The organism is Citricoccus sp. SGAir0253 (assembly GCF_005877055.1).
Classification (GTDB): domain Bacteria; phylum Actinomycetota; class Actinomycetes; order Actinomycetales; family Micrococcaceae; genus Citricoccus.
Genome location: NZ_CP039425.1, coordinates 37,892 through 63,368, shown reverse-complemented (window position 1 = coordinate 63,368; position 25,477 = coordinate 37,892). Strand labels below are relative to the sequence as shown.

The 25,477-nt window shown below is 67.0% G+C and carries 25 protein-coding genes and 2 pseudogenes; 19 read left to right on the top strand and 8 right to left on the bottom strand.

The window, feature by feature from the left end:
- Positions 1-7: 7 nt before the first annotated feature.
- A complete protein-coding gene (locus tag E7744_RS14870) occupies positions 8-871 on the top strand; it encodes a type IV secretory system conjugative DNA transfer family protein (RefSeq protein WP_246858706.1) in 864 nt (287 codons plus the stop codon).
- Positions 872-984: 113 nt separating this feature from the next.
- Here E7744_RS14870 and E7744_RS14865 read toward each other — a convergent pair whose 3' ends face one another.
- Positions 985-2,592, bottom strand: coding sequence for a GMC family oxidoreductase (locus tag E7744_RS14865; RefSeq protein ID WP_137775132.1), 1,608 nt, complete (start codon positions 2,590-2,592; stop codon positions 985-987).
- A 93-nt stretch (positions 2,593-2,685) separates the two neighbouring features.
- Here E7744_RS14865 and E7744_RS14860 point away from each other — a divergent pair, with 93 nt between their 5' ends.
- Positions 2,686-3,321, top strand: coding sequence for a TetR/AcrR family transcriptional regulator (locus E7744_RS14860; RefSeq protein WP_246858705.1), 636 nt, complete (start codon positions 2,686-2,688; stop codon positions 3,319-3,321).
- On the opposite strand, the gene E7744_RS14855 is transcribed toward E7744_RS14860, so the two are convergent.
- Positions 3,318-4,214: an oxaloacetate decarboxylase gene (locus E7744_RS14855; protein WP_137775131.1), complete on the bottom strand. Its 897-nt coding sequence runs from the start codon at positions 4,212-4,214 to the stop codon at positions 3,318-3,320. The genes E7744_RS14860 and E7744_RS14855 overlap by 4 nt on opposite strands.
- 105 nt (positions 4,215-4,319) lie before the next feature.
- Here E7744_RS14855 and E7744_RS14850 point away from each other — a divergent pair, with 105 nt between their 5' ends.
- The 11 genes and pseudogenes from E7744_RS14850 (at position 4,320) to E7744_RS14805 (ending at position 12,641) form a co-directional block, all read left to right on the top strand.
- Positions 4,320-5,573 carry a cytochrome P450 gene (locus E7744_RS14850; RefSeq protein WP_137775130.1) on the top strand — a complete coding sequence of 418 codons (1,254 nt, stop codon included), beginning with the start codon at positions 4,320-4,322 and terminating at the stop codon, positions 5,571-5,573.
- Positions 5,574-5,575: 2 nt separating this feature from the next.
- A pseudogene (locus E7744_RS16425) lies at positions 5,576-5,677 on the top strand (hypothetical protein); the annotation flags it as partial.
- A 167-nt stretch (positions 5,678-5,844) separates the two neighbouring features.
- A complete protein-coding gene (locus tag E7744_RS16420; RefSeq protein WP_256376045.1) occupies positions 5,845-6,756 on the top strand; it encodes an NAD(P)/FAD-dependent oxidoreductase in 912 nt (303 codons plus the stop codon).
- Between the two features lie 36 nt (positions 6,757-6,792).
- Entirely contained in the window at positions 6,793-6,987 is a 195-nt protein-coding gene (locus tag E7744_RS14840; RefSeq protein WP_137775129.1) for a ferredoxin, read from the top strand.
- 29 nt (positions 6,988-7,016) lie between these two features.
- The gene (locus E7744_RS14835; RefSeq protein ID WP_246858704.1) at positions 7,017-7,802 is read left to right on the top strand and encodes an SDR family NAD(P)-dependent oxidoreductase; all 786 of its coding nucleotides are present in this window, start codon (positions 7,017-7,019) and stop codon (positions 7,800-7,802) included.
- A 76-nt stretch (positions 7,803-7,878) separates the two neighbouring features.
- Positions 7,879-8,109 carry an MFS transporter gene (locus E7744_RS14830; RefSeq protein ID WP_137775128.1) on the top strand — a complete coding sequence of 77 codons (231 nt, stop codon included), beginning with the start codon at positions 7,879-7,881 and terminating at the stop codon, positions 8,107-8,109.
- A 14-nt stretch (positions 8,110-8,123) separates the two neighbouring features.
- Positions 8,124-9,047, top strand: a complete 924-nt coding sequence (locus E7744_RS14825; protein ID WP_137775127.1) for an MFS transporter — start codon at positions 8,124-8,126, stop codon at positions 9,045-9,047.
- Positions 9,048-9,112: 65 nt separating this feature from the next.
- Positions 9,113-10,516 (top strand): FAD-dependent oxidoreductase, encoded by a 1,404-nt coding sequence (locus E7744_RS14820; protein ID WP_137775126.1) that lies wholly within the window; start codon positions 9,113-9,115, stop codon positions 10,514-10,516.
- A 58-nt stretch (positions 10,517-10,574) separates the two neighbouring features.
- Positions 10,575-11,324 carry an HpcH/HpaI aldolase/citrate lyase family protein gene (locus tag E7744_RS14815; RefSeq protein ID WP_246858703.1) on the top strand — a complete coding sequence of 250 codons (750 nt, stop codon included), beginning with the start codon at positions 10,575-10,577 and terminating at the stop codon, positions 11,322-11,324.
- 112 nt (positions 11,325-11,436) lie between these two features.
- On the top strand, positions 11,437-12,132 hold the full coding sequence (locus E7744_RS14810) for a GntR family transcriptional regulator (RefSeq protein WP_137775124.1): 696 nt from the start codon (positions 11,437-11,439) through the stop codon (positions 12,130-12,132).
- Positions 12,129-12,641, top strand: coding sequence for an HtaA domain-containing protein (locus E7744_RS14805; protein ID WP_137775123.1), 513 nt, complete (start codon positions 12,129-12,131; stop codon positions 12,639-12,641). The genes E7744_RS14810 and E7744_RS14805 overlap by 4 nt, the downstream gene beginning before the upstream one ends.
- 88 nt (positions 12,642-12,729) lie before the next feature.
- On the opposite strand, the gene E7744_RS14800 is transcribed toward E7744_RS14805, so the two are convergent.
- The 3 genes and pseudogenes from E7744_RS14800 to E7744_RS14790 form a co-directional block, all read right to left on the bottom strand.
- The gene (locus E7744_RS14800; RefSeq protein ID WP_138424645.1) at positions 12,730-14,238 is read right to left on the bottom strand and encodes an aldehyde dehydrogenase family protein; all 1,509 of its coding nucleotides are present in this window, start codon (positions 14,236-14,238) and stop codon (positions 12,730-12,732) included.
- Positions 14,239-14,355: 117 nt separating this feature from the next.
- Positions 14,356-15,675, bottom strand: coding sequence for an MFS transporter (locus E7744_RS14795; protein ID WP_168199874.1), 1,320 nt, complete (start codon positions 15,673-15,675; stop codon positions 14,356-14,358).
- Between the two features lie 91 nt (positions 15,676-15,766).
- Positions 15,767-17,094: pseudogene (locus E7744_RS14790) on the bottom strand (cytochrome P450).
- Between the two features lie 209 nt (positions 17,095-17,303).
- Between E7744_RS14790 and dctP the strand changes: the two are divergent.
- The 6 genes from dctP (at position 17,304) to E7744_RS14760 (ending at position 24,058) form a co-directional block, all read left to right on the top strand.
- Positions 17,304-18,512, top strand: a complete 1,209-nt coding sequence (dctP, locus tag E7744_RS14785) for a TRAP transporter substrate-binding protein DctP (RefSeq protein ID WP_137775121.1) — start codon at positions 17,304-17,306, stop codon at positions 18,510-18,512.
- A gap of 61 nt (positions 18,513-18,573) precedes the next feature.
- The gene (locus E7744_RS14780; protein ID WP_168199873.1) at positions 18,574-19,131 is read left to right on the top strand and encodes a TRAP transporter small permease subunit; all 558 of its coding nucleotides are present in this window, start codon (positions 18,574-18,576) and stop codon (positions 19,129-19,131) included.
- On the top strand, positions 19,124-20,683 hold the full coding sequence (locus tag E7744_RS14775; RefSeq protein WP_137775119.1) for a TRAP transporter large permease: 1,560 nt from the start codon (positions 19,124-19,126) through the stop codon (positions 20,681-20,683). The genes E7744_RS14780 and E7744_RS14775 overlap by 8 nt, the downstream gene beginning before the upstream one ends.
- A gap of 20 nt (positions 20,684-20,703) precedes the next feature.
- Positions 20,704-21,240, top strand: coding sequence for an HtaA domain-containing protein (locus tag E7744_RS14770; RefSeq protein WP_168199872.1), 537 nt, complete (start codon positions 20,704-20,706; stop codon positions 21,238-21,240).
- Positions 21,241-21,359: 119 nt separating this feature from the next.
- On the top strand, positions 21,360-22,817 hold the full coding sequence (locus E7744_RS14765; protein WP_137775117.1) for an aldehyde dehydrogenase: 1,458 nt from the start codon (positions 21,360-21,362) through the stop codon (positions 22,815-22,817).
- Positions 22,818-22,900: 83 nt separating this feature from the next.
- The gene (locus E7744_RS14760) at positions 22,901-24,058 is read left to right on the top strand and encodes a zinc-binding dehydrogenase (protein WP_137775192.1); all 1,158 of its coding nucleotides are present in this window, start codon (positions 22,901-22,903) and stop codon (positions 24,056-24,058) included.
- A 67-nt stretch (positions 24,059-24,125) separates the two neighbouring features.
- Here the strand turns inward: E7744_RS14760 and E7744_RS14755 are convergent, their stop codons facing one another.
- From E7744_RS14755 to E7744_RS14745, 3 genes are read right to left on the bottom strand one after another with little or no spacing between them, the layout of a single operon-like run.
- Positions 24,126-24,557 (bottom strand): DUF4913 domain-containing protein, encoded by a 432-nt coding sequence (locus tag E7744_RS14755; RefSeq protein ID WP_137775116.1) that lies wholly within the window; start codon positions 24,555-24,557, stop codon positions 24,126-24,128.
- Positions 24,554-25,156, bottom strand: coding sequence for a hypothetical protein (locus E7744_RS14750; protein ID WP_137775115.1), 603 nt, complete (start codon positions 25,154-25,156; stop codon positions 24,554-24,556). The genes E7744_RS14755 and E7744_RS14750 overlap by 4 nt, the downstream gene beginning before the upstream one ends.
- Positions 25,117-25,470: a hypothetical protein gene (locus tag E7744_RS14745; protein WP_137775114.1), complete on the bottom strand. Its 354-nt coding sequence runs from the start codon at positions 25,468-25,470 to the stop codon at positions 25,117-25,119. The genes E7744_RS14750 and E7744_RS14745 overlap by 40 nt, the downstream gene beginning before the upstream one ends.
- Positions 25,471-25,477 lie beyond the last annotated feature (7 nt).

Here is a 25,477-nt window from a genome sequence, read left to right as displayed (position 1 = left end):
CACGGACGTGTTCGCCTGGGCCCAGGCCCCCGAGGACAAGACCCCCCGGGACCTGTTGCTCGAGCACGGCCAGGACGCGGTGGCCGCGTCCCTGGCCAAGATCCAGCAGCTGACCCCGAAGCAGCGTGACGGCGTCTACGGGACCATGCGCCCCTGGGTCAACGTGCTGTCCTACGACCGGGTGGTGCCCTGGGTGCGGGACACCGGGGTCCTCGGCCGCGCCGAGTTCGACCCCAAGCGCTTCGCCACCTCCACGGACACCCTGTACCTGATCTCCAAGGAAGGCGCCGGGTCCACCCGCGCCATCGCCGGCGCCCTGGCCGTGGCCGTGCTCACCGAGGCCGAGGAAATCGCCGCCCGCCAACCCGGCGGCCGACTCTCCCCACCGATGACCGGGGTCCTCGACGAGGTCGCCAACGTCGTCCGGTGGCGGCAGCTGCCCGACGTGTACTCCCACTACGGCTCCCGCGGGATCGTGCTGTCCTCCTTCTTCCAGGGCTGGGACCAAGGCCTGGAAGCCTTCGGCGAGAAAGGCATGAAGAAACTCTGGAGTGCCGCGAACATCCGCGTCGCCGGCTCCGGACTCTCCGACTCGGCGTTCCTGCCGTTCTTGTCCCAGCTCATCGGCGACCACGACGTCACCCGCCGCACCACCTCCACCCAGAAGGGCGGCCGGTCCGTGTCCACCGCCATCCAGCGCGAACGCCTCTTGGACGTCAACGACCTGGCCGCCCTGCCCCGGGGCCGGGCGGTGCTCTCCACGTCCGGGCTGCCCCCGGCCCTGGTCGAGCTCCAGCACTACAGCACCCAGTCCTACGGCCAGGACGTCACCGCCTCCATGGACTACTACGAACAGCGAGCCTCACGGTAGGGCTTTGCCTAAAACCCCGATGCGGTATCAGACGCGGAACAATGCCTGCCGCGACCACGGGCGGACCGACGCTGCGCGGCGTCGGTCCGCCCCTTGCTGACCGTCCGGGCGCTCTAGGAGTTCTTGATGAACTCCGCCCCCCGTTCACCGATCATCAGCACGGCGGCGTGGATGTTCGCCGTCATCTGACCGGGCATCACGGAGGCATCGACCACGCGCAGGCCCTGGACCCCATGGACGCGCAGTTCGGGATCCACCACGGACAATTCGTCCTGGCCCATCCTGGCCGATCCGGCGTAGTGGAACGCCGTGTCACCGTTGTCTTGGATGTAGTCCATCAGGCCCGCGTCCGAGTCACCCTCGGGACCGGGGGCGATTTCCTTGACCCCAAACTCGGCCGGCATGGCAGCGGCGATCTTCTGCGCGATCCGCATGCCCGCCAGCAGCACGCGGCGGTCTTCCTCTTCGGCGAGGTGATTGAACACGTACTCGGGGCTGTCTTCCGGGTTAGGTGACGTCAATCGCACATGTCCCCGGCTCTTCGGCCGTCCCTGGTACATGCCCAGCCGGAAGCCGGAGAAGTCGGCCAGGTCCCACCCCTTGTCCCCGGGCATGAACGGCAGGAAGTGCAATTGCAGGTCGGGGTCCTCGGCGGAGGCGTCCGTCTTGAGGTAGGAACCGGCCAGGGAGGCACCGATCGTCAGGGGACCGGTGCGGTCGCCGGCGAAATACCGAATCCCATTGAGGCCCTGCTGCACCGGGCTGCGCATCACCTTGTTGAACGTGTCTTTGCTGTTCGTGACGAACTTGCGGCCCACCTGGACGTGGTCCATGAGTCCCTCGCCCACGCCCTTCAGTTCGTGCACTACCTCAATGCCGTGTTGCTTCAGCAGGGCGGCCGGTCCGATACCGGAGAGCTGCAGCAGGTGCGGGGTGCGTAGCGCGCCCGCGCTCAGGACGATCTCGCGGGATGCCGTTACCTTGAATTCCTGGCCGTCCTTGCGGTAGACGACGCCGGTCGCCCGCTTACCCTCGAACGTCACCTTGGTGACGTTCGCCTCGGTCACGACGGTCAGGTTCTTACGCTTGCGCGCGTCCTTCAGGAACGTCTGGGAGGTCGAGGTCCGGACGCCGCGGCGGGTCGCCAAGTCCCAGTAGCCGGAGCCTTCCGGCTCACCCGAGTTGAAGTCCACGTGCTTGCCGGTGCCGAGCACCCGTGAGGCTGCGTCGATGTAGGCGTCGGCCAGAGGATTCTTCCAGCGGGCACGCTCGATCCCGATGGGACCGTTGCCCCCGTGGACCGCCGATTCCCCGCGGTGGTCGGCCTCGTAGCGCCGGTGGAAGGGTAGGACGTCCTCCCACGCCCAGCCGTCGGCGCCCGCGTCCACCCAGGCCCGGTAGTCGCTCTTCGTCCCGCGCACATGCACCAGGCCGTTGATGGCGCTGGAGCCGCCCACCATTCGCCCGTACGGCAGCGCGTACCGGCGCCCCTTCAGGTGCTTTTCGGGCTCCGTCTGATAGTCCCAGGACGTGTACCGGTGGTTAAAGATGATCTTCGCGAAACCCAGCGGGATCCGGGACCACAGGCTCTTGTCCTCCGGCCCCGCCTCGAGCAGGAGGACTTGGTTGCGGGGATCCTCGGAGAGCCGGGAGGCAACGACGGATCCGGCGGATCCGGCCCCGACGACGATGAAGTCGAACTGACGTGGCAAGTGGGTCATGGCATCCAGCCATCCTTCCGTTGACGTGTTTCGGGTCACAGCGTCCACCATTAATGAACAGGTGTCAACAAACCGGGCGGCTAGTCTGGAGGGGTGACAGCCCAGAGCGGTTCCGCCAATATCAGCGCGCGGCGCGTGGTACTGCGTGACTCGACGGATGCGCGGGCGTTGCGGACCCGCCAGGGGATGATCGACGCCCTTGGCCGGATGGCGCAGCGGGATGCCGATGTCACCGTCAGCGCCCTGGTGCGTGAGGCCGGGATCAGCCGTGGCACCTTTTACACGCACTACAGCGGCCTCGAAGAGCTGGCCGGTGAGCTGCAGACGACGATCGTCCACGACATCGCCGGATGGGAACGCGAGCGGGCACACCACGATCCCGACGAGGCGTTCTTGTCCCGGCGAGAGAGCATTGCCCAGGCCATGCGGATGGTGGTCGCCCACTATGCGGAATACCGGACCTTCTACGCCGCGGTTTTCGCTCTACCAACCTCCCTGCAGAGCACTCACCCGCTGGTGGAGGCCTTGGCGGATGAACTGCACCGACACATCGTCGGCGACGCCCAGACCCCGGATGGCGTCAACGCGCAAATGGCATCCCTGTTCATGGCGGGGGGATGGGCCACGTTAATCTCCGAGTGGGTCCTGGGCCGGATCGAGGCGAGCGAGGACGACGTCACCCGACATCTCGTCGACCTGTTGCCCGAGTGGATGTATCGGCTCCGTTAGGCATGAGCTTCGGGCACGAGGGCGTCCCGGGCCAGGTACTCCTCCACGCCTAGCGCCTCCATCATCTCCAGGTTCGCCGGCAGCCGCGCCGGGTGCGCCGTAGCGTAACCGTCCGATGAGCCGGAGGCGCGCAGTGCCTCAAAATAGTCCGCCGTGGCACTCGTGGCCGCCTCCAGGGAGGCCAGCGGCAGGATCACCAGGCTGACTCCGACGTCGAAGAGATCCTGGGCGGTGAATCCCGGCGGCGGATCCAGCGTGGCCATCGGGCTGCCAATCCGGCTGGCGAGGTCCTCGTAGAGGGCCATTCGCTCCTGCGGTGTCCGGCCGGTGATGGGCCGCCCGTCCAGATTTCTGACCATCGGAAGCACCAGGTCGGCCCCTTCCGCAGAAAAGCGCTGGCAGCGCTCAATGACTTCATCGGTGGAGATCTCGTCGGCGTCGGTGCGGGCGATGATCATCAGGTCGCTGCCCCGTCGGGCTTCAACGGCGATGCGGATGCGAGCCGCAGCGGCCTCACGCCCCACGACCCGCCGACCCGACAGGAATGGACACCGCTTCGGCTCGGCCTGATCCTCGATCTGCACTGCGGCGGCTCCGGCTCGCGCGAATTCCCGCACGGAGCGGTGCAGGCTGTTCGGTCCGCCGAAGCCGGTGTCGATGTCGCAAATCACGTCGGCTCCGGTAGCGGACACGATGCGAGCCACATGAGAGACCAGTTCGCTCATCGTGGCGACGGCCATGTCCGGTGCCCCCAGCTGGGTCGCCTCGAAGGCGAAGCCGGACAGGTAGGTGGTGTCGAAGCCGGCCCGCTGGGCCAGGACGGTCGTCAGGGCGTCGTGGGCCCCCGGGGCGATGACGCCGCCGTCGCGGAGGCGTTCTCGAAGTGTGGTCATGGGGTCTCCTGGGTCGGTGGGCGTGCGCTTCTCTTTGAGGCTTGCATCACATAAAGGACTGTGCTCAACTGTTACACAGTTCAACCCACGAGCGAAAGGGCGACCATGTCCGACCAGGCCGTCAAAACCAAGGTCACCACCCTCCCGGTGCCCTATCCCATGCAGTCCCGTCAGGACTTGATTGTGGCCTCCGAGTTGGAGACCGACCTCGAGACCCTGCGCCACGAGCACGGTCCGGTGGTGCCGGCGCTCATGCCCTTCGGCAAGGGACGGGCGTGGATCGCCATTGGGTACGACGAGGTTCAGCAGGTCATGAGCGATGAGCGCTTCGTGGTCTGGAAGCACCGCGGCAACGACTACCCCCGGCTCCGGTTCAATGAGGGGCACAAGCCGCCCTTCCGGATGGCGTTCGACAAGATGGACGGCCCGGAGCAGATCGCCCGTCGACGCGTACTGGCCCGTCACCTCTCCGCCCGTCGGGTCATGGGCATGCGGGATGAATCACGGACCCTAATCGAGGGCTTCCTTGATGACTTCATCGCCGGGGGCCAAGGGGCGGACTTGATCACCCAGTTCGTGGAGCATGTTCCCCTGGCGGTGATCTCCAAGCTGCTCGGGGTTCCGGAGGACGAGACCGACATCTTCCTCGAGGCTGCACTGGACCACATGAACGGGCGCATCACCACTGAAGAGCAGGCCAATGCGCACATCATGAAGGTCAATGAGTATTTCGACCACTTGGTCGCGCGTAAGCGTGCGGAGCCCGGTGAAGATCTGATCAGTGCGTTGCTGGGCGACATGGACGGTGGGATCTGGGACGACGAGGAGCTTGGCGGCGTCGGTTTCGTGCTCCTGACGGCCGGCCATGATTCAACCGCGTCGATCATCGGCGGCATCCTGTACTGGCTTGCCCACGACCCTGAGCGCTTTCGGTACCTCAAGGAGAACCGGGACGTGCTGCCCCGGGCCATCGAGGAGTTCTTGCGTGTGGTCCCCGCGGGCACCGGAACCCGGGTGCGGATCGCCACGGAGGACGTGGAGATTGGCGGCGTCGTGGTGAAGAAGGACGACGGGATCCATCCGGTGGTCCATCCCGCGAACTTCGATGAGCGCGTCTACAGCGACCCCCACACACTGGACTTCGGTCGCGACGAACCCGCCCACTTGCGCTTCGGTTTCGGCTCCCATGCCTGCCCCGGCAACCAGCTGGCCCGCATGGAGATCCGTGAGGTGCTCGACGCGGTGCTGAATCGTTTCGCGAGCTTCGAGGCCGTTGACCAGCCCGCGAATTGGCGTGAGCGAATGCTGATGCGCGGACCCAAGACCCTGAAGGTCACCTGGACCCTGGAGAAGGAATAACCATGACGAACAACCGGATTGTCATTGTCGGAGCCGGCGCCGCCGGCCTCGCCGTGGCGGAAGGGCTGCGCGACCGGAACTGGGCCGGCCAGATCACCCTACTGGGTGCGGAGACCCACCCGCCGTATGACCGCCCCCCGTTGTCCAAGCAGTTGCTGGCGGGGACAGGGAGTTCGATTTCGTCGAGCTGGCCTCCGCGGATGCCTGCGCGGCGCGAAACATCGATCTGCGTCTCGGGGTTCGCGCCGTTGGCCTGGACCTCCAGGACAAGGTGGTCCAACTGTCCGATGGCGAGGCGGTGCCTTACGACACGCTGGTCATCGCCACCGGTGTCGAGGCACGCCAGCTCCCCGCAGCCGAGGGGATCGGTGGCGTCTCCACGCTCCGCGACTATCAGGATGCACTGAAACTTCGCGGGGCCTTGGTGGACGGCAACCACCTGCTGGTTGTCGGGGCCGGCTTCATCGGCCTGGAGGTCGCGGCCACGGCCATCTCCAAGGGCTGCGTCGTAGACGTCGTAGAACCGGCCCCGAGCGCGCTGATGGGCAAGTTCCCGGCGGAACTGGCTGAGCGCATCCATGACACCCATGTGGACCGCGGTGTGCGCTTCCACTTCGGCCAGGTCGTCGATCAATGGCACGTTGAGAACGGTGAGATCACCTCGGTGACCCTGTCGCAGGGTCAGACGCTGCGTGCCGACGCTGCCCTCGTGGGCATCGGCACCATCCCCGCGGTGGGCTGGCTCGAGGGCGCGGGCCTGGAGCTCGCCAACGGCGTCGTGTGTGACCACGTGGGACGGGCCGCCGAGGATGTCTACGCGGTCGGCGATGTGTCCAATTGGCATCATCCCCGGTTGGGGGAGAACCGGCGGATCGAGCACCGGCTCAGTGCGGGGGAGCAGGCCCAGGTGGTGGCGTCCGTCCTGACCGGAGATGCCGTGCCGGCCTTGGACCCGCCGTTCTTCTGGACCGACCAGTACGACGAGAAGTGGCAGGCCTACGGCTACATCCATGCCGACGCCGAGGTGGAGATCGTCCTCGACGACCCAGAGGCCAACCGCCTCGTGGCCACGTTGAAGCGTGGCGGCAAGCTGGACGCCGTCATCGGGAAGAACGCCGCCAAACACCTGATCCCGTTCCGCCGTGAGCTGCGGGCCGCGGAAACCCAGACCATCGAACAGTGACAGTACAGAAAGTTCAGAAGGACAGAGGAGAGTGCCATGAGAGTGACCGTGGATACGGAGAAGTGCATTGCCGCCGGAGCCTGCGTCATGGAGGCCATGGAGGTCTTTGACCAGCGCGACGAGGACGGGGTGGTGATCCTGCTGTCGGAGCGTCCGGACGCAAGCCAGCACGAGGCTGTCCGCCGCGCTGTCGGCGCCTGCCCGGCCAAAGCCATCGCCGTCACCGAGTGACCGGTGCCAGGGAGACGGGACTGAGGAACATGATGGAGATAACCGGACCGCGGACCGGGAAGACCGCCGTGGTGACCGGCGGGGCCAGCGGCATTGGCCTGGCGACCGTCCAGCGATTGCACCAAGATGGGCACGCCGTGGTCATCCTCGATCGTTCGGATCAGGCTGGGGATATCGCCCGGGACCTGTCCACCGGTGAGGCCCCCGTCTATGCCGAGATCGCCGACCTGAGCTCGATGGACGACATCGGACGTGTCACTCGCCGGATGGCGGAAACCTACGACTCCGTCGACATCCTGGTCAACAACGCCGGCATCCATCCCAAACGCCCCGACGGCAGCCACGTCCCCATCGACGAGATTTCGTTGGAGCAGTGGAACCAGGTCATGGCCGTGAACCTCACGGCGACCTTCCTGCTGTCCCAGTGGGCCATGGGCCCCATGAGGGCGCGCGGATGGGGCAGGATTGTCAACGTCGCCTCCCGCGCGGGTCGGATGTACATGCCGATCAGCGGTGCCCATTATTCGGCGAGCAAGGCCGCCGTCATCGCCTTCACCCGCACCCTGGCCGGTGAGTGCGGGCCTGAGGGGGTGACAGCCAACACCGTGGCCCCGGGACGCATCCGGACGCCATTGTCTGACGTCAGTGGGCTGGACTCGTCCCAGAATCTGCACGAGGCCTTTGCCCAGTCGGTGCCGCTGCGCCGTGTGGGTCGACCGGAGGAACTCGCCTCGACCATCTCGTTCTTGGCGTCCGATGACTCGAGCTTCATCACCGGCGCGGTCATTGATGTCAATGGCGGGGTGTTCGGCTGACTTGAGCTCTCCCGGCCAGGGCCGCTTCGGACGGCGACAGTGGTCCTTCCACGGCGCCACCTTCCCTGCCGCCCTGATGTCCGCCATGGGGGTGGCCGCGTTGATGACCTCCGGGGTCAGCGCGTTGGGCCCGCTCATCCGGGCCGACCTCGGCCTCTCCATGGCCGGGCTCGGGCTCTTCGCGGTGGCGGTCTTCCTGTCGACGGCGGCGGGCTCCGTACCGCTCGGTCGGTTGGCGGACCGCATGACGCCCGAGACGGGAGTGGCCGCGACCTACGGTTGCGCGGCGCTGGGGCTGGCGGGGTAGGACTCTCGCAGTCCATGGCGGGACTGTTGCTGGCGGCGGCGACCGGCGGCGCGGCATTGGCCCTGTCCACCTCGGTCACCAATGGTCTAGTGGCCCGTTACGTCCACGTGGATCACCGCGGACGCTTGATCGCCACCAAACAGATAGGCGTTCAGGTCGCCCAGATGGCTGCGGGGCTGGCCTTACCCCTGGCCGCAGCCTCCGTGGGGTGGCGCCAGGGCATGTTGGCGGGCGCGCTGGGGGTCTTGGTGCTCCTGGTGCCGTCAGTACTGGCACTGCGCACGGCGACCGGTCCGCTCGCCGACGCCACCAGGCCGGCCCGCTCTTCTGTCGGCGCGACCGCCACAGCCCGTCCCCGTCACCTCACACCCATGATGTTTGGCTACGGAATGCTCACCGGGGTGTGTTTCCAGGCCGTTCTCTTCGGCCTGCCGCCCACCGGGCTTGAGGAGCTGGGGCTGGATCTTCCGGTCGCATCGCTGGCCGTCATGGCCTTGGGGGTGGCTGGATTCGCCGCGCGGTTCGGCTGGGGATTCGTTGCCGATCGGTTTACCAACCTGCTCACCCTCATGGTCGCGCTGGGCCTGGCCCTGGCGGCCAGCAGTGGGGCGGTTTTGCTGTCCATGGGCGCCCATTCCTTGTGGGCCTATTGGGCGGGTGCGGTGCTTTGCGGTGCCGGGTTCGCTTTGGTGCCCGTAGTACTGTCCTCGGCCGTTCTGCGGTACTTCCCACCCGAACGGGTAGGCCTCGTCTCCGGGGTGGTCACCGCCAGCACGTTCCTCGGATTCGCCGGGGGACCTGTCCTCTTCGGTGCGACGGTCGACGAGCTCGGTTACCCCGCCGCTTGGTGGGGTCTGCTGGTGGCAGGCCTGCTGTCCTCCCTCATCCCCCTCGTGTTCTCAGTGCGACGGCGCCCCAGAGGAGCGCCGGCCCCCTGAACCCGGGGTGCCCCACGGTGGGGCGCCCAGTTCCCCGTACCCTTCAGAAAGGATGTCTAGAAGCCATGACTGTGAACCACGAGTGTGACCTGGTGGTCATCGGGGCGGGCATCGCCGGTCTCACCGCCGCGACCGCGGCTGCGGAATCGGGGCTGGACGTCGTGCTCCTCGAGAAGATGGACGCCATCGGCGGGTCCTCCGCCATGAGCGGCGGATGGTTCGCCTTCGCCGGAACCCAGGAGCAGGAGGCGGAGGGTGTGGCGGACTCACTCGACCAGTTCCGCCAGGACCTGATGAACGTCGGCGCGCACCGCAACGACCCGCGCCTGGTGGACGCCTATCTGGAGCACCAGTTGTCCACCTACGACTGGTTGAAGGATCACGGGGTCGAATTCGGTGAGGTCGAGATCAGCTCGGGCCAGTCGGTCCAACGCGGCCACAGCACCAGGATCCGGGAGGTCCTCGAGGGGCTGTACGCCAGTTTCCTGGACGCTGGCGGCCGGGCCCTGTTCGGCCACCGGGCTCGATGGCTACGGCGCGATGAGTCGCAGCGGGTGAGCGCCGTCGAGGTTGAAGGACCGGAGGGGCACTTCTTGCTCGATGCCCGGGAGGGCATTGTCATCGCCGCCGGCGGGTTCTCGCGTTCTCGCGAGTTGCTCCGGGTCTTCGCTCCCGAGCAATTGGACGGCATCCCCTACGGCGGCTTGGGCAACACCGGCGACGGGCTCCTCATGGGCTGGCGGTTGGGCGCCGGCCTGGCGGACATGTCTTCGATCTCCGGCACCTTCGGTTCCCATCCCGACACGCGGGACGACCGGCAGGAACTGCTGACGTCCTTCTATATGGGCGGCATCATCGTCAACGCCCACGGCCAGCGCTTCATCGACGAGTCGCTGGATTACAAGACCCTGGGCTCTGCCGTGCTCGCCCAACCCGGTTCCGTGGCCTTCCAGATCTTCGATGCGGAGGTCCGGGCCAAATCGCACCGGGGTGTTGCCCTGAAGGACATGGACACGCTGGAAGAGCTCGGGCACTTGTGGAGGGCCGACACACTGGAGGACCTGGCGGGCATGGCGTCCATTCCACCGGAGGCACTGCTGGACACCGTCGCTCGGTACAACGGCGGCATTGCCGATGGCCGTCCCGATGAGGTGGGGCGGACGCACCTGTGCAATGGCGTCGGTGCCCTGGTGCCCGTGGCGAAGGCACCCTTCTACGCCTACCCATCCAAGACGCTGATGACGACTACCTACGGAGGGCTGACCATCACCCCCCATGGCGAGGTCACGGACGTCGCCGGCGAGGTCATCGAGGGCCTCTACGCCGTCGGGGAGGTGACGGGGGGATTCCACGGGGCCGCGTACATGACGGGTACCTCCCTGGGTAAGGGCGCGGTGTTCGGCCGGATTGTGGCCCACCGCATTGCCTCCCGTCGACGCGCCCACGCCGTGGGGGTCGGTCATGCGTGAGCGGGGCCGAACCAATGCCGTGTTGCGGGCCCTGCGCCAGGGTGGGACGTCCGTGGGGGTGAACGTGCAGACCAATAGCCCGGAACTGGTGGAGATGGTGGGCCTGGCCGGTTATGACCACGTCATGATCGACTGGGAGCACGGCTCCTTCGGAACCGATGCCGTGGTGTCGATGATCCGTGCGGCCGAGGCCGTGGGCCTGACGCCGCTGGTGCGGGTGCCGGCCAACGAGGAGGTATGGATCAAGCGGGTCCTCGATGCCGGCGCCCTGGGCATCGTCGTGCCGCATGTCGCCACGCCCGGGCAGGCACGCGCCGCCGTGAGCGCGGCCCGCTACACGCGCAACCGCGGGCAGGGGGCTCGGGGCGCCTGCCCGAGCGTGCGCGCGGCCGGGCACCTCACCGCGGACTGGCGGGAATTCGCGCAGTGGTCCGACGAGAACGTGTTCGTGGCCGTGGCCGTGGAGAGCCAGGAGGGCGTCGACGCACTGGAAGAGATCCTCTCCGTAGAGGGCATCGATGCACTTTTCCTGGGCAGCTTCGACTTGGCCCACGAGATGGGGCATTTCGGGGACAATAGCGCCCCGGAAGTGGCCCGGGAGATCGACCGGATCGTCGACGCGGCCCGCAGGGCTTCGGTACCGCTCTTCGCCACCCTCTACCGTGGCTCCACCCTGGAGGACGCGCGTCAGGACTTCGACCGGTGGATCGGGGCGGGTGCTCGGGTGGTGAATGCCGTCAGCGACCGGCGGCTCGTCCTTCAATCGCTGGGCGCCCGGATCAGTGCGCTCCGGGAGGACCGAGAGTGAGGCGGCTTGCGATCGCGGAACCCGCCAACCTGACTGAGATGCCCTGCGGGGTCTACTGTAGAGCTGTAGCACAAGAAAGCATTGAGCAGTGTCGAGCGGGGCGGGGGCCACTATGACCATCGAGCGGACACCGGTACGGGATGCCGGGAGGCTCCACACCGTCTCGGTCGTCGACGCCCTCGAGGCCCGGTTGCGGGAGGACATTTTCGCCGGGAGCATTCCGCCGGGGGAGAGGATCAAGGAAGCTCCGCTGGCCAAAAAGCTGGAGGTGTCCAGGCATACCCTTCGTGCGGCGATGTCGCGGCTGGAGAACGTGGGACTGCTCCGGTACCGGGAGAACCGGGGGTGGTCCGTCCCGGTCTTCGACCGGGAGGAGTACACCGACATCCTCTTGCTCCGCGAGAGCCTGGAAGCATCGGCCTATCGGGCGGCCCTCAAGGCGGGGACCAAGCCCGGGCCCGCCGTCGACGAGGCGATCGAACGCATCCTGAGCATGCCCGAGGGTGAACCGTGGTCCGTGCGGATCCAAGCGGACTGCGACTTCCACCAAGCCGTAGTCGACATGGCCGGCAGCCCCCGGTTGAGCAAGGCCTTCGCTGACATGCTCGACGAGTTCCGCCTGTGCCGGCTCCAGTCCCTGGACTGGCTCGAGCAGCTACCACTGGACACGTGGAAGACCAAGCATCGGGCGCTGATCGATGCGCTGCGGCAGGGGGACGTCGAAGCGGTGGAGCAGTCCAGCGACCACTTCTCGAGCGATCCGTGGAAGACGCCCCGGTTGCGCCAGCTGGACGCCGCGACGCCATGACCAACACCACCGCGAGGCAGGACGCCCTTGCCGAGGAATCGGCCCAGTGCCTCAGTTGGAGCATCAAGGCCAGCTTCCTGCAGTACTTGGACACTATCGAGGACTTTTCGATTGATGCCCGGGACGGCGCGCGACACGATACGGGTTCGCGGTCATTCCTCTTTCCCCTCACGGCCCGCGAGGCCCTTCTCCAGGGCGGTGTCCGACTCAAGTTCGGCGGGCAGGTGCGCTTGAAGGCCCACGGCGGAATGCTGCTGTTGATCCTCATGGATCCATGGCTGGAGCTCAGCGCCGCGGGTACGGAACTCAGTGTCGTCGACCTGATGTCTTGGCCCGACACCACCCGTCGAGAGCTCATCGGGTGGTCAGCCGAGCGCCCGCTAGCGGCCGGCCGGGAGCTGGTGGAGGTGCCTCTGCAATTGGCCGACAGCGGGGTCGAGATGTTCAACGGCGTCTACCCGGCCGGCACCGATCTCGCCCCGGCGCGGTTCTCCACGCTCTGGCCGTAGGCGGTCGGCGCCTCGCCCGGGTGCGGCGAGACCTTTCGGTCTCGCCGCACCCGGGCGAGGTCGCCGGCCTACGGCTGTACCACCAGGATCAGCGCGCCGCTGCCCAGCCGATGGACTTGGTCTGCAGGTACTCCTCCAGCCCCCATTCGCCGTACTCGCGGCCGATGCCGCTCGCCTTGTAGCCGCCGAACGGCATGCTGATATCCGGGAAGGCCCCGCCGCCGCCGTTGAGGACCACGGCGCCGGTACGCAGCCGACGGGCGATGTCATAGGCGCGCCGGGGATCGGCCGTGTTGACGGCCCCCGAGAGCCCATAGGGGCTGTCGTTGGCGATGCTGACGGCCTCGTCGTCCGTGTCGAAGCCGATCACGACATTCACGGGACCGAAGATCTCTTCCCGAGCGATGCGCATGCTGTTGTCCACGTCGGCGAACAGTGTCGGTTCCACGAAGTACCCGCGGTCCAGGCGGGCGGGGCGGCCCCCGCCGGTGACCAGTCGAGCCCCGGAGGCGACGCCGTCGGCGATGAGGCTCTCCACCTTGTCCCGTTGCGCCGCCGAGATCAAAGGGCCCATCTGGGTGGCCGGATCCGTGGGGTCACCGACCGTGACGGCGGCCAGGCCGGCGGCGACCTTCTCCACCAGCTCGTCGTACCGGGACCGGTGGACCAGCGTCCGCATCAGCAACGAACATCCCTGGCCTGCCTGGATGATGGTGTGGGTCACCACCTGGGCGGCCACGGCGTCCAGGTCGGCGTCCTCGAGCACGATGTTCGCGCTCTTGCCGCCCAGCTCGAGCACGACCTTCTTGATGGAGGCGGCCGCCTGCTGGTAGATCTCCGAGCCGACCGCGTCCGAGCCGGTGAAGCTGACCATGTCCACGCCGTCATGGGTCGTCAGGGCTTGCGTCGGGACGCGCCCGCCGACGATGACGTTGAGGGCCCCTGCCGGAAGACCGGCCTCCTCGCCGATCTCGGCCAGGATGAGGCCCTCCAGCGGAGTGACGGTGGCCGGCTTGAGGATGACCGAGCAGCCAGCCGCCAGGGCCGGGGCCAGCTTCGTCATGTTGAGCCACAGGGGGAAGTTGTAGGCACTGATCAGGGCCGCAACACCGTAGCTCTCCCGAACGATCTGCCCCTGGCCGATGCCATTGCCGAAGTGAACCTGAGAGGACCGCTCCCAGTCGAACGTGTCCATGGCATCGATGGTGGATCGCAGGTGGGCGATGGCCCCACCCACCTGGCCGGCCTCGGCGAACCACCGCACCGAGCCGCACTCGGCGATGTTCAAGTCGACCAGTTCGTGCTTGCGCCGTTCCATGATCTCTGCGAACCGGACGAGAACGGCCTTCCGCTCGGCCGGCGTGGTCTGCCCCCAGCCGTCCACGTCATGGGCCCGGCGGGCGGCCAGCACGGCCCGGTCCACGTCCTCCACGCTAGCCACGCCCACTTGAGCGATGGCCTCTTCGGTGGCCGGATTGGTGACGTCCACCAGGTCGCGGTCCTCGGCGGTGGTCCACGCACCGTCGATGTAGGACCCATACCGCCGCAGGTCCGCGGCGGCTTCTCCCGTTGGGGAGAAGAGAGTGGGAGTGGTCATGAATAGGTCCTTCCATGTCACAGGAAATCTCGGGCGTACCAAGGGATGCAAGACCGCGACGCCGAAACTGTGGAAGTGTTCCACAGATCACTATGCTGGCCTTTTATAGACAGTTGTTCAAGAGGCGTGGGGCAATTTTTCCGGAGCTTGGCGCGGGATCAGGAACCCGAGGCCGGCCCCGACCCCGGTGGCAGCCGCGGCGGTGAGCCCGGCCCAGATGAAGCCGGCCGGGGTCGGCGCACCCGCGATCGTCTGGGATGCCAGGACGGCACCGATGGCGGCCGCGGCAGCGGCCGTGCCGAACATGCGGATCTGGGCGTTGAGCCCGTGAGCCGTCGCGATGTCCGAGGGGGACACCGCGTCATGGATCACCAACGGGACGGCGGCGAGGGCGATGCCGATGGCCGCCCCACCGGCGATCAGCACCAGGACAACGGCCCACAGCTGAGCTCCGGCCGCGACCCCCAGCACGAGTGCCAGCGTCAGAAGCAGGGCCGCCAGGGCCAGGATTCGCCCCGGGTCCAGCGACCGGCTCAACCGTGCCGAGAGCGGGGTGACGCACAGTTGAGCCAGTCCACTGGCCGCCATGATCGCACTGGCCGCTCCGGCCCCAAGCCCCAGACCGCCAACCACCGGTGGCAGGACCAGCAGTTGCGGGAAGAACACCAGCATGCTCATCATGCCGAAGTTGACCGCAGCGGACGCAACGTTTGTCAGCAACAGCCGGGGGCGCAATGCCAGTCGAACGTTGATGAGGGGTGCCCGGTGATACCAGAGATGCACGCCGGTCAGCCCTAGCACCGCCAGGCCTACCGCTGCCGGCACCACGGTCGATGGCGCATCCCAGCCCTGCACCAGCAGCCCGGACAAGCCCACCAACACGGCCACGGCGCCCAGGCTGCTTCCCGCGGCGCCCACCACGTCGAAGCGGCCGTCAGGCCGGGGCCCATCGACGGGCACTCCCCATCGGATCCACACCACGCACCCCAACCCGAGGACACAGCAGAGCCAGAACATGACCCTCCAGTCGACATGGGTGGCCAGCACAGCGCCGAGGGGGATACCGAAGGCAGAACCGACGCCCATGGTTCCCGCCACCACGGCGAAGGCCAACGGCAGGCGCGGGCCGGACACCACATTTCGCAGCATGGACGTAGCCACCGGGATCACCCCGACCGCCGCGCCCTGCAGCGCGCGCCCGACGATCAGTGACCAGACCGACTCCGCCACCCCACAGACCACTGAGCCCACCACGAAAACGCCCAGAAGCGACACGATCACTCGGCGATGCCCGTAGAGGTCACCGAGCCGTCCGGCCACGGGGGCAACGGCGCACCCCGTCGTGATGGTGGCCGTGATCGCCCAGGCGGTTTCCTCGCGACTGGCATCGAGGAGCCGGGGCAGGTCCGCCTGGACGGAAACGATGATGGTCTGCACCAGGGCACCGAGCAGGCAGGTGAAAACCAGGGCCGCAGTGGCATTCCATTCGTGAGCGCGGACGGGGACCCCCACGGCCAAGACCGCCGACTCAGTCGACGAGTTCGAAGCGGACCGGCAGGGATTTCACGCCGCCGACGAAGTTGGTCTGGAGCACCTTGCGGCCCTCGAGCAGCTCGATGTTGCGGACCCTGGGCAGGAGCTCTTCGAGCAGGATCCGCAGTTCCAGACGCGCCAGGGGCTGCCCGAGGCACGAATGGGGTCCACTGCCGAAGGCGATGTGCGGGTTGGGCTTGCGGTCGTGGCGGAATTCGTCGGGTGCCTCGAAGACCTCCTCGTCGCGGTTGGCCGACTGGAACAGCAGCATGAGCCGGTCGCCCTTCTTGATCTCGGCACCGCGCAGGGTGTAGTCGACGGCCGCTTGATGGACGAAGTGCTTCACCGGCGACGTCCATCGCAGGCCTTCCTGGATGAGCGTGGGGATCAGGGAGGGGTCGTCCTGGACGGCCCGGAGCTGTTCGGGGTGCTTGGCCAGCTGTTCGAAGATCGTTGCCGCGGTCGTCGACGTTGTGTCGTGCCCGGCCCCGGAGATGGCGATGTAGTAACCGATGCAGGTCTTCATGGGGTAGTACTCGCCGTCGGGCTGGCGGGCGTTCGCGATGAGACTGGCCAAGTTGTCCTGCGGCTCTTCCCGGAGACTGTTGACCAGGCCGGTGTAGTACGCCTCGAATTCCTTGATGTTCGCCACGTTCAGCCGAGCGGCCAGGGTGGCCGGGTCCACGGACTGTCCCGCCGGGCGGTTCTCCGGGTCGTTGACCCCGAAGCGCTCATGGGCCAGTCGCATGATCAGCGGCTCATCTTCCTCGCGGACCCCGAACAGCGTCATGATGACGTGCAGGGGGTAGTACCAGGCGAAGTCTCGGGAGAAGTCGATCTCGTTGGTGCCCGGGACAGGTGCCGGGAGATCACCTTGGTGGCGAGTTGCCGGATGCGGTCGTTCCACTTCTTGAGCTCCACCGGACGGAACCAACCTTGGGCGATGTCCCGGATGATGGTGTGCTCCGGCGGGTCCATCATCTGCAGGGACTCCAGGGGGCGCAGGTTGCCATTGACCTTCATGGTCCACGCGTCACCCGCCTTGGTATTGAGGATCGGGTTGTGCGTGCCGGGGGCGTCGGGGCCGCCGCCGTTGGTGAAGAGCTCGGGCTGGCGTTCGATCTCGAGGATGTCGGCGTGCTTGGTGACCAGCCACAGGGGGTCATAGCCGTCCACCTCCGCCTTGCCCAGGGGTGCTTCGCGCCGGAGCCAAGCGTACGCATCGAAGAGGGCCTGCTCATCCAGGTGTCCTGCCGGCAAGACGATCCGGCGGGCGATCTCGTCCGGGATGATGGCCAACTGCTCGGTCTGAGTTGCGGTCACAACTCCTCCTCGTTCTGTGTCAGGTGGAAGCCAGGTCGGGCGTACTGCTGTCGCCCCGGAGTCCCCGGCAAGCTGTTGATTCGCCCATGGCCCGTGTGTATTGTGTCTCGAGTCACAAGCAACAGTTCTACTGTGACACACTTTTCTTGGCAAGGCCGAGTGCTCGTCGGCCCGTTGTGAACCGGTTCCCCCATCGATTCGAGGACCCCATGCCCCGCAATATCACCCGCCACCTGGTCGCCTCCGGTGCCGCCCTAGGCCTTCTCGCCCTGACTTCCTGCGGCTCCGCGGGTGCCGGGGCCGGTCAGCCGGCCCAGTCCCTGGAGGACATGCCGGCCGAAACGTTGACCTACAGCGACCTGACCTCCGCCGCCTCGCCGGCTGGCAAGTCCGTTCAGGAATGGATCTCCAGCCTCGACGAGCAAACCGGCGGCAAGCTCGTTGTGGAGCCCTACTGGACCAGCTCGCTTCTGACGAGCGACGATGCCCTGGCTGGCACGGCTGACGGGGTCTCGGACGTGACCTACACCGTGGTGACCTACCAGCCGCAGGCCCTGCCGGTGGCGAACTGGATAAACGAGAAGGGGTCTGCGCCCCTGGACTCCTACCCGCACAACCAGCTGCAGGTTGTCGGCGTGATGAACGAAATGTTCAACAGCGAAGCTGCCCAGAAGGAATTCGAAGCCCAGGGCGTCAAATTCCTAGCCTCTACCTCCGTGGCCGGCAAGTACGACATGCTCTGCAGCAGGGAACTCGACTCGCAGACCAATCTGCAGGGCATCCGCGTCCGGGCCCCCGGTCCGGTGTGGGCCGCCGAAGCCGAAGCCCTCGGCATGACGGTCGTCAATGTCGCCCAGGGCGAGACCTATGAGGCCCTTCAGCGCGGCGTGATCGACTGCCAGATCGGCGCCCCCTTCATGTACAACGACTACGGGCTCAACGAAGTCGCCAAGGAGTACTACCCGGCGTCCTTCAGCGCCAACATGGGACTGGTGGTGCTCATGGATCTGGACACGTGGAAGGACCTGCCGACGGAGGCCCAGGACGCCCTCCAGACCAGCATGACGGACTACACGGTCAACCGGACGCAGGCAGACATCCAGGCACAGCAGGAGTTCTTCGACCGGCGGGAGGAACTGGGGATCACCACCCATGACGTCACCGAGATGAACCAGGCGCTGGGCGAATTCCAGGAAGAGCACAGTGGCTCCTGGACCGAGCGGGCCCCGCAGGGTGTCGCGGAGCCCCAGGCGCTGGGGAAGGACCTGGACGCCGCCATGGCGAAGTGGGCCGACCTAGTCGAGCAGGACGTGGCCCTGGCCGACGCCGGTGAGGTCGCCACCGAGTCCGTTGAGGATTTCCCGGCCTGGCATGAAGAGCTGACCGGTGTCATTGGGTCGAACGGCGCCTCGTCGTAGGCCGACGGCCCCACGGCGGAACGGAGCGATGATGAAACGACAAGCACTCCGAGGTGGCTCGGTGGTCAAGTTGGCCGAGGCGGTCGGGCGGGGAAGCCGCGCGCTGCTCGTGGTGTCCAGTGTCGCCCTGGTGGCCATGATGGTGTTGGTCGCCCTCGATGTCGTCCTGAGAAACACTGTCGGGACCGCGCTGGTCGGTGTGACGGAGTACGTGAGCGGGTGGATGATGCCGCTGACGGTGCTCTTCGCCATGGCGATCACCGAGCGGCGCAATGAGCACATGCGGGTGACGCTGGTCGAGGACGGCCTGTCGGGTCGTCCCTGGAAGGTGCAGGTCGTCGGCGCTCAAGTGCTGGTGGTCGTGATCTCCGCGGTGATGACCTGGAGCTCCGTGCTGCTGGCCGTGGATTCCGCGGCGATGCGCGAGGCCGTGCCCATGGGCTCGGGCCTGCTGGCCGTGTGGCCGATCAAGGTTGCGATCGTGGTGGCGTGGGCGTGGCTGACCGTCCAGTCGCTGGCGCGCCTTCTCCAGCTCGCACTCACGGACGAGGCCGTGACCGAGGACCTGGGAGACGGCGATTCGCACCGGACCGCAATGGAAGGCAGTATTCATGCTTGAGAATGTCACCTCACCCCAGCTTGAAACCGGCCCGGCGCGACCTGCAGCGGGCGGCGGGACCGTACCGGCGGATGCCCTCCCGACATCGCGATCCGGCGGGGGCGCAACTCCTGGGCGGAGCCGCTCCTGGATCTGGGTGGCCCTGTTGTATGCAGGTGCGCTGGCCATTGCTGGTGCCCTGCTGTTCGGGGGGCTGGAACGGGAAACGGTCGGGCTCCTCACGGTCCTGCTGATGCTCGTGCTGATGCTGGCAGGGGTGCACATCGGGCTGGCGATGCTCGGCGCCGGCGCGCTGGGCCTGTATGCCCTGGGCGGGATCTCGGCGGTGGCCTCCACCTTGGAGCAGTCCGTTTATGAGCCCACAGCCTCATGGCAGCTGAGCGTCATCCCGACCTTCATCCTCATGGGCACCGCCCTCTGGAAGTCGGGGATGACCGGGCGGGCTTTCGAGGCGGCCAAGGCCTGGCTGGGCAACGTCCCGGGAGGTCTGGCTTTGACCACCACGGTTTCTGGAGCCGGCCTGGCCGCGTCGAGTGGCTCGACCATCGCTTTGACACATGCCCTGGGCCGGGTCTCGGTCCCGGAGATGATCCGTGCGGGGTATCGACCAGGATTTGCTATCGGGTCGACCGCGATGGCCGGCACCCTCGGCCAGATCATTCCCCCCAGTGTCCTGCTGGTTGTCTACGCCGGGGCGGCCCAGACCTCGGTCGGAGCGCAGCTGATGGCCGGAATCATCCCCGGCATCGCCTTGGCCGTGGCTTTCTGCCTCTACATCTTCCTGGTAGGTATCATTCGCCCGGACATTGCCCCCCGGACCGGGCTGACCGTGTCCTGGTCGGAAAAGTTCAAGGCGCTCTCGCGGGCCATTCCCCTGGCCGTGGTGGCGGTGATTGTCATCGGTGGCATTGCCTCCGGCGTGTTCACGCCGACCGAGTCGGCGGCGGTCGGGGCCATTGTTGCCATCGTCCTCGGCTGGGCGACCCGGCCGGGAGAGCCGAGGACGTGGAGATCGTTCTACCGTTACTGCATCGACGTGGTCGGCGTGTCAGCGATCTCCACCGCCGGGATCTTCCTGCTGCTGATCGGCGTCCACGCCCTGACACGAGTGGTGACGCTGAGCCGGCTGGCCAATGGACTAACGGACCAGATCGTCGGGCTGGGGCTGAGCACGACCGCGGTCCTGCTGGTGCTGGTCCTGCTCTACCTGCTCCTGGGCATGTTCATGGACACCATGGCCATCATCCTCCTCACCGTGCCGATCCTGGCACTGCCCTTGATGGAAATGGGCGTGGACATGATCTGGTTCGGCGTGTTCTTGGTGATCATGGTGGAAATCGGCATGGTGACCCCGCCGCTGGGGATCCTCGCCTTCGTCCTCCACCGCATCGCCCAGGAACGCGAGGTGAACCAGGGCAAGAACATCTCGCTGGTGACGATCTTCGCCGGCGTGACACCGTTTGCGCTCGTTGCGCTGGGCTTTGTGGTGTTGCTCATCTTCGTCCCCGACCTGGTCACTTGGTTGCCCGGGCAACTCTCCACGAGCGAGTAGGCGAGATGACTAGACACGTTATGCACCAGCCCGTCCCCGCGGTCACAAACCTGGCAGGTCCGGTCGTGGTGCGGTGGGGCCTTCGGACGTCATTCCGCGAGTACTTCGAACGGCTGGCGGACCACGAGTACAGGCTCAGCGGCGGTGCAGGTCTCAGCGAACAGGGACAGTTCGTGTTTCCCGGCCACGCGCAGGCCGGAGCCGCACCGGGCCGTCCCGGGGTCATCCGCTGCCGGGGCCGCGTCCAGATGAGCGCACATTTCGGGGCACTCTCGGTCCTCATCGCCGACCCGGAGATCGTCATCGGTGACGACGGCCAGGGAATCCTGACGGCCGTGGTCGACGAGCACGGCGATGCCCCGGTGCGCATGGAGGTTGCCCGGCTGTCCCTCGACGGTAGTCCTGAAGGCGACCCTGCGCCGCGATGGCAATGGGCTGCCGTGTTGGCCGAAGAGGGGCAATTCCTCTTCATGGGCAGTTACTTCGCCGGTGATCCCTTGGATCCCGTCTGCGTCCACGCAGGCGGCAGGCCGGACCCGGATCCGGGAGCCGAATAGCGCGCGACCGGCACCTCGAGGTCCATCTCCTGTGGGTATCGCCGTGACCGCCCGCCTGGCGGTCTGCCCAGACCGTGCGCCACTGCGCTGTACAGCTATACAGAGAGGAAGAAGTCTTGATGGCAACCATGGAATACGACCGGCTCTACATCGGAGGGGAGTGGACGGCCCCGCACGGGGCCTCCAGCATCGAAGTCCATTCACCCGCCACGGAGGCATACATCGGGCAGGTGCCCGAAGGGACGGAACAGGACATCGACCGGGCCGTCCAGGCCGCCCGCGCGGCCTTCGATGACCCGCAGGGATGGTCGCAGTGGACGGCCGCACAACGGGCCGAGGTGCTGCGCCGCTTCGCCGACGAGTTGGAGGGCCGGGGGTCGGAAACCGCCCGGCGCGTGACGATGCAGAATGGCATGCCCATTGCCCTCTCCCAGAAATGGGAAACCTCGAACCCGGCCATGCTCTTGCGGTACTTCAGCGACCTGGTGGTGGGCCAGGTCGATGACCTACGGCCCGGGCTCAAGGGCAAGCAGGCTCTCGTGACGCATGACCCGATCGGCGTCGTGGCCGCCATCGTCCCGTGGAACGTCCCCCAGAGCATCACCTTCCTCAAGCTCGCACCGGCTCTGGCCGCCGGGTGCACGATCGTCCTCAAGCCTGCCCCCGAAACCGTCCTGGACGCCATGGTGGTCGCCGAGGCGGCGATGGCAGTCGGTCTGCCGGGTGGGGTCCTCAACATCGTCCCAGCCGGCGGACCCACCGGGGCATACTTGGTCAGCCACCCACACGTCGACAAGGTCTCCTTCACCGGCTCCCCGGGTGTCGGTAAGGCGATCGGGGAGGTCTGTGGCCGAATGCTGAGGCCGGTCACACTGGAACTCGGGGGAAAATCAGCCGCCATCGTCCTGGACGATGCCGACCTCGAATCCAGCCTCGAGGCGTTCCTGTCCACCACGATGTCGAACAACGGACAGGTCTGCTGGCTGTCCACCCGCATCCTGGCGCCACGAAACCGTTACGAGCAGACCGTCGAGATCGTCACGAACTTGGTCGCTGGACTGGCGGTGGGGGATCCCCTGACGCCGGAAACGCAGGTCGGCCCCTTGGTGTCCGAACGGCATCGCGAACGGGTGGAGGGACTCATCCGTCAGGGGGTGGCCCAAGGCGGGCGCGTCACCACGGGAGGGGGGCGGCCCACAGGCCTTGACCGAGGGTGGTACGTCCAGCCCACGGTCTTCGCCGACCTCGACCGCAAGGACGTGATAGCCCAGCAGGAAATCTTTGGTCCCGTTCTCGGGGTGATCCCGTACACCGACGAACAGGACGCCATCAACATCGCCAACGATTCCGACTACGGATTGGCCGGCAGCGTGTGGACCACCGACCAGGATCGCGGTCTCCGTGTAGCGCGCCAGGTCCGTACCGGGACGATCGGTCTCAACGGCTACGCCACGGATCCGGTGGCGCCCTTCGGAGGCGTGAAGATGAGCGGCCTCGGCCGGGAGCTCGGCCCGGAGGGGCTGGGCCACTATCAGGTGCCCAAGTCGATCTTCCTGAACCGCCCCAACCAGTCATGACCACCACGCCGACCACACCAGACCGGCCCGGTGCCACTGGGGAAGAATCAACCACAGGGAGAGGAACAAACGTGGGGCACACCATCAAGGCGGCCGTTGTCCACGCACCGGGCGCCGGATTCTCGATTGAAGACATCACCGTGGGCGAGCCCCAGGCGAACGAGGTCCTCGTCAAGGTCAAGGCCGTCGGCCTGTGCCTGTCGGACCTCACCATGGCCAGTGCCGATCTCGGGTTCCCCATGCCTGCCGTGTTCGGTCATGAAGTCGCCGGGGTGGTCGAGCGCGTCGGCCCCGGCGTCCGGTCCCTCCACGAGGGGGACCACGTAGTCGGCGCCCTGATTCGCTACTGTGGCGATTGTCCACGCTGCCTGTCCGGCCGGTCGTACTACTGTCGAAACACACAGCGAACCGAACGACCCGCCGGGGACCCACCGCGTCTGAGTTCGGACCGTGAACCCGTGAATCAAGCATTCGGCCTCGGCGGCTTCGCGGAGAAGGCGCTGGTCCACGAGAACCAACTGGCCCGGATTCCCCAGGACCTGCCGTTCGAACAGGCGGCCCTGCTGGGGTGCGGCGTGATTACGGGCGCCGGTGCCGTGCTCAACACGGCCCAGGTCGGCCGGGGCGAAAGCGTCGTCATCGTGGGAACAGGTGGCGTCGGGTTGAACGCCATCAGCAGCTCCGTGCTGGCCGGCGCCTCGGAGATCGTCGCCATCGACGTCTCCGACGAAAAGCTGGCCCACGCCCGGACGTTTGGAGCGACGCACACCATCAACGGCAGCGAGGAGGACCCCGTGACGGCACTGCGGCAGCACCTACCGGAAGGCGCCGACTATGTCTTCGACTTCGTGGGATCCCAGCAAGTAGCCCAGCAGGGACTGGAGATGCTGTCCTACGGTGGTGGGCTGTACCTGGTGGGGATCGGTGGCAAGGATGTTCCCATCACCTTGGACGCCATGACCTTCATGCGGAATCGAAACCGCATCGAAAGCGTCTACATGGGATCGGCGAACCTCAAGGTAGACGTTCCCTTCTTCGCCGGGCTGGCCTCCCGCGGGCTCCTACATCTGAACGAGCTCGTGACCGAGACCATCGGGTTGGACGAGATCAACGAGGGCTACCAGCGCGTCCGTGACGGAAAGGTCGCCCGTCTCGTGATCACAATGGAGTCCGCGATGTCTGAACCCACGCCCATACTGACCAGCCCTGAGGAAAGCCTGGCAGCACACGCCGAACAGTAGACCAGCCTGCGATCACCTACCGTGCTGCCCTCACGGTTTGCTTCGTCCACACCTGGACACTCTTGGTTCAGAACCAGCCCGGAGGAGCGGGGACTGTCTCCCATTGCTGTGGTACGTCGGTGTTTCGGGGTGGGTCGTAGTCCCAGAAGGGTCCGTCTTCGGCGGTGAGGCGGTCCATGACGGGCCAGAAGTAGTCGCGGTACCAGGCCACGGCGGTCATGGCGTCTTCCCAGCGCATCTGCTCCCACGACTCCCACAGGGCCTCCAGGATGGTGCCGGCTTCCTCGTAGCGCCACCACTGGGGGTCCCAGCGGCGGCCGCCACTCAGCTTGCGCCGGTAGTGGGGGAGGAGCCAGTTCTGCACCCACTGTTCGGCGTTGGGGAAGTACAGCGGGCGGTCTCCGCCTTCGGCGGCGTCCGCTTCGGCCGGCTGCTCGGTGTCGATGGGGCTGACGGGCTCGGTGGTGGGGTCGTCGTCGAACTCGTAGGTGTCGCTCATCGGCTCAGCCCTGCTTCCTGGCCCTGGCCGAGGCCGCGTCCTGCGGCGACCGGCTTGGTGGCCTTGATGCTCTTCGCGCCGGCGGCGATCCGGTCGGCGGTGGGCTGCGGGAACCCGGCGGCCTGTCGGGCCCGGACCAGGGCCAGCTGGGGGGCGTTGGCGTGCCGTTCGATCTGGGCCAGCTGGGCGTCGGTGACCCGCTGGTACTGGCCCGGGTCCCGTCCGCCGGTCTGCTCTGCGGTCTGGGCGTTCACCTGGTCCTGCTGCGCCTCGGCACCGTACCGGCCGGCCAGCACCTGGTGGGCGCCCTCGTCCACGGCCTTGGCATCAGCCTGCTTCTCGGCCTTCTGACTGGCGGCTTGGTCCGCCTCGGTGGTCTGCGCGGTGGTGTCCGGCAGGGACGTGTTCTCGCGGTCGGCAGTGGCGTCTTGGTCCTGCTCCGACCTGGGAGCGAGGGCCTGGTCGGCCTCGGCCTCCAGGCGTTGCCGGGCGAAGTAGTCATCCAGGGCGTCGCGCAGGGCGGCGTGCCGGTCCACCAGGGAGGTCGGGTGGTCCTTGTTCATCCGCTCCAGGTTGATGCCGTAGTCGTTGCGCAGCACGTCGGCGGCGTGTATCCACGCCCCCGGGCTTCGGCGTGGGTGCCGGCCAGGTGCGCGGCCACGGTGACTCGGTCCGCGATGGATTCGGAGCCCGCGGTGCGCCAGAACTCCGGGTGGTACACCTCGCGGTTCACCATCGCGGCGATGGTGGCCTCGGTGCGGGTCTGTCGGTCGGCTTCGGCGGCGCGTTCGGCGGCCTGCATCTGTGCGCGGCGGGCCTGGGCTTCGCGGATCTGCATCCCCGATCCCATGGCCACGCGCAGCAGGTTGCCGAACTGGGCGGCCATCTCGGCTTCTTCTTCGTTCTCAGCCATGACGGCC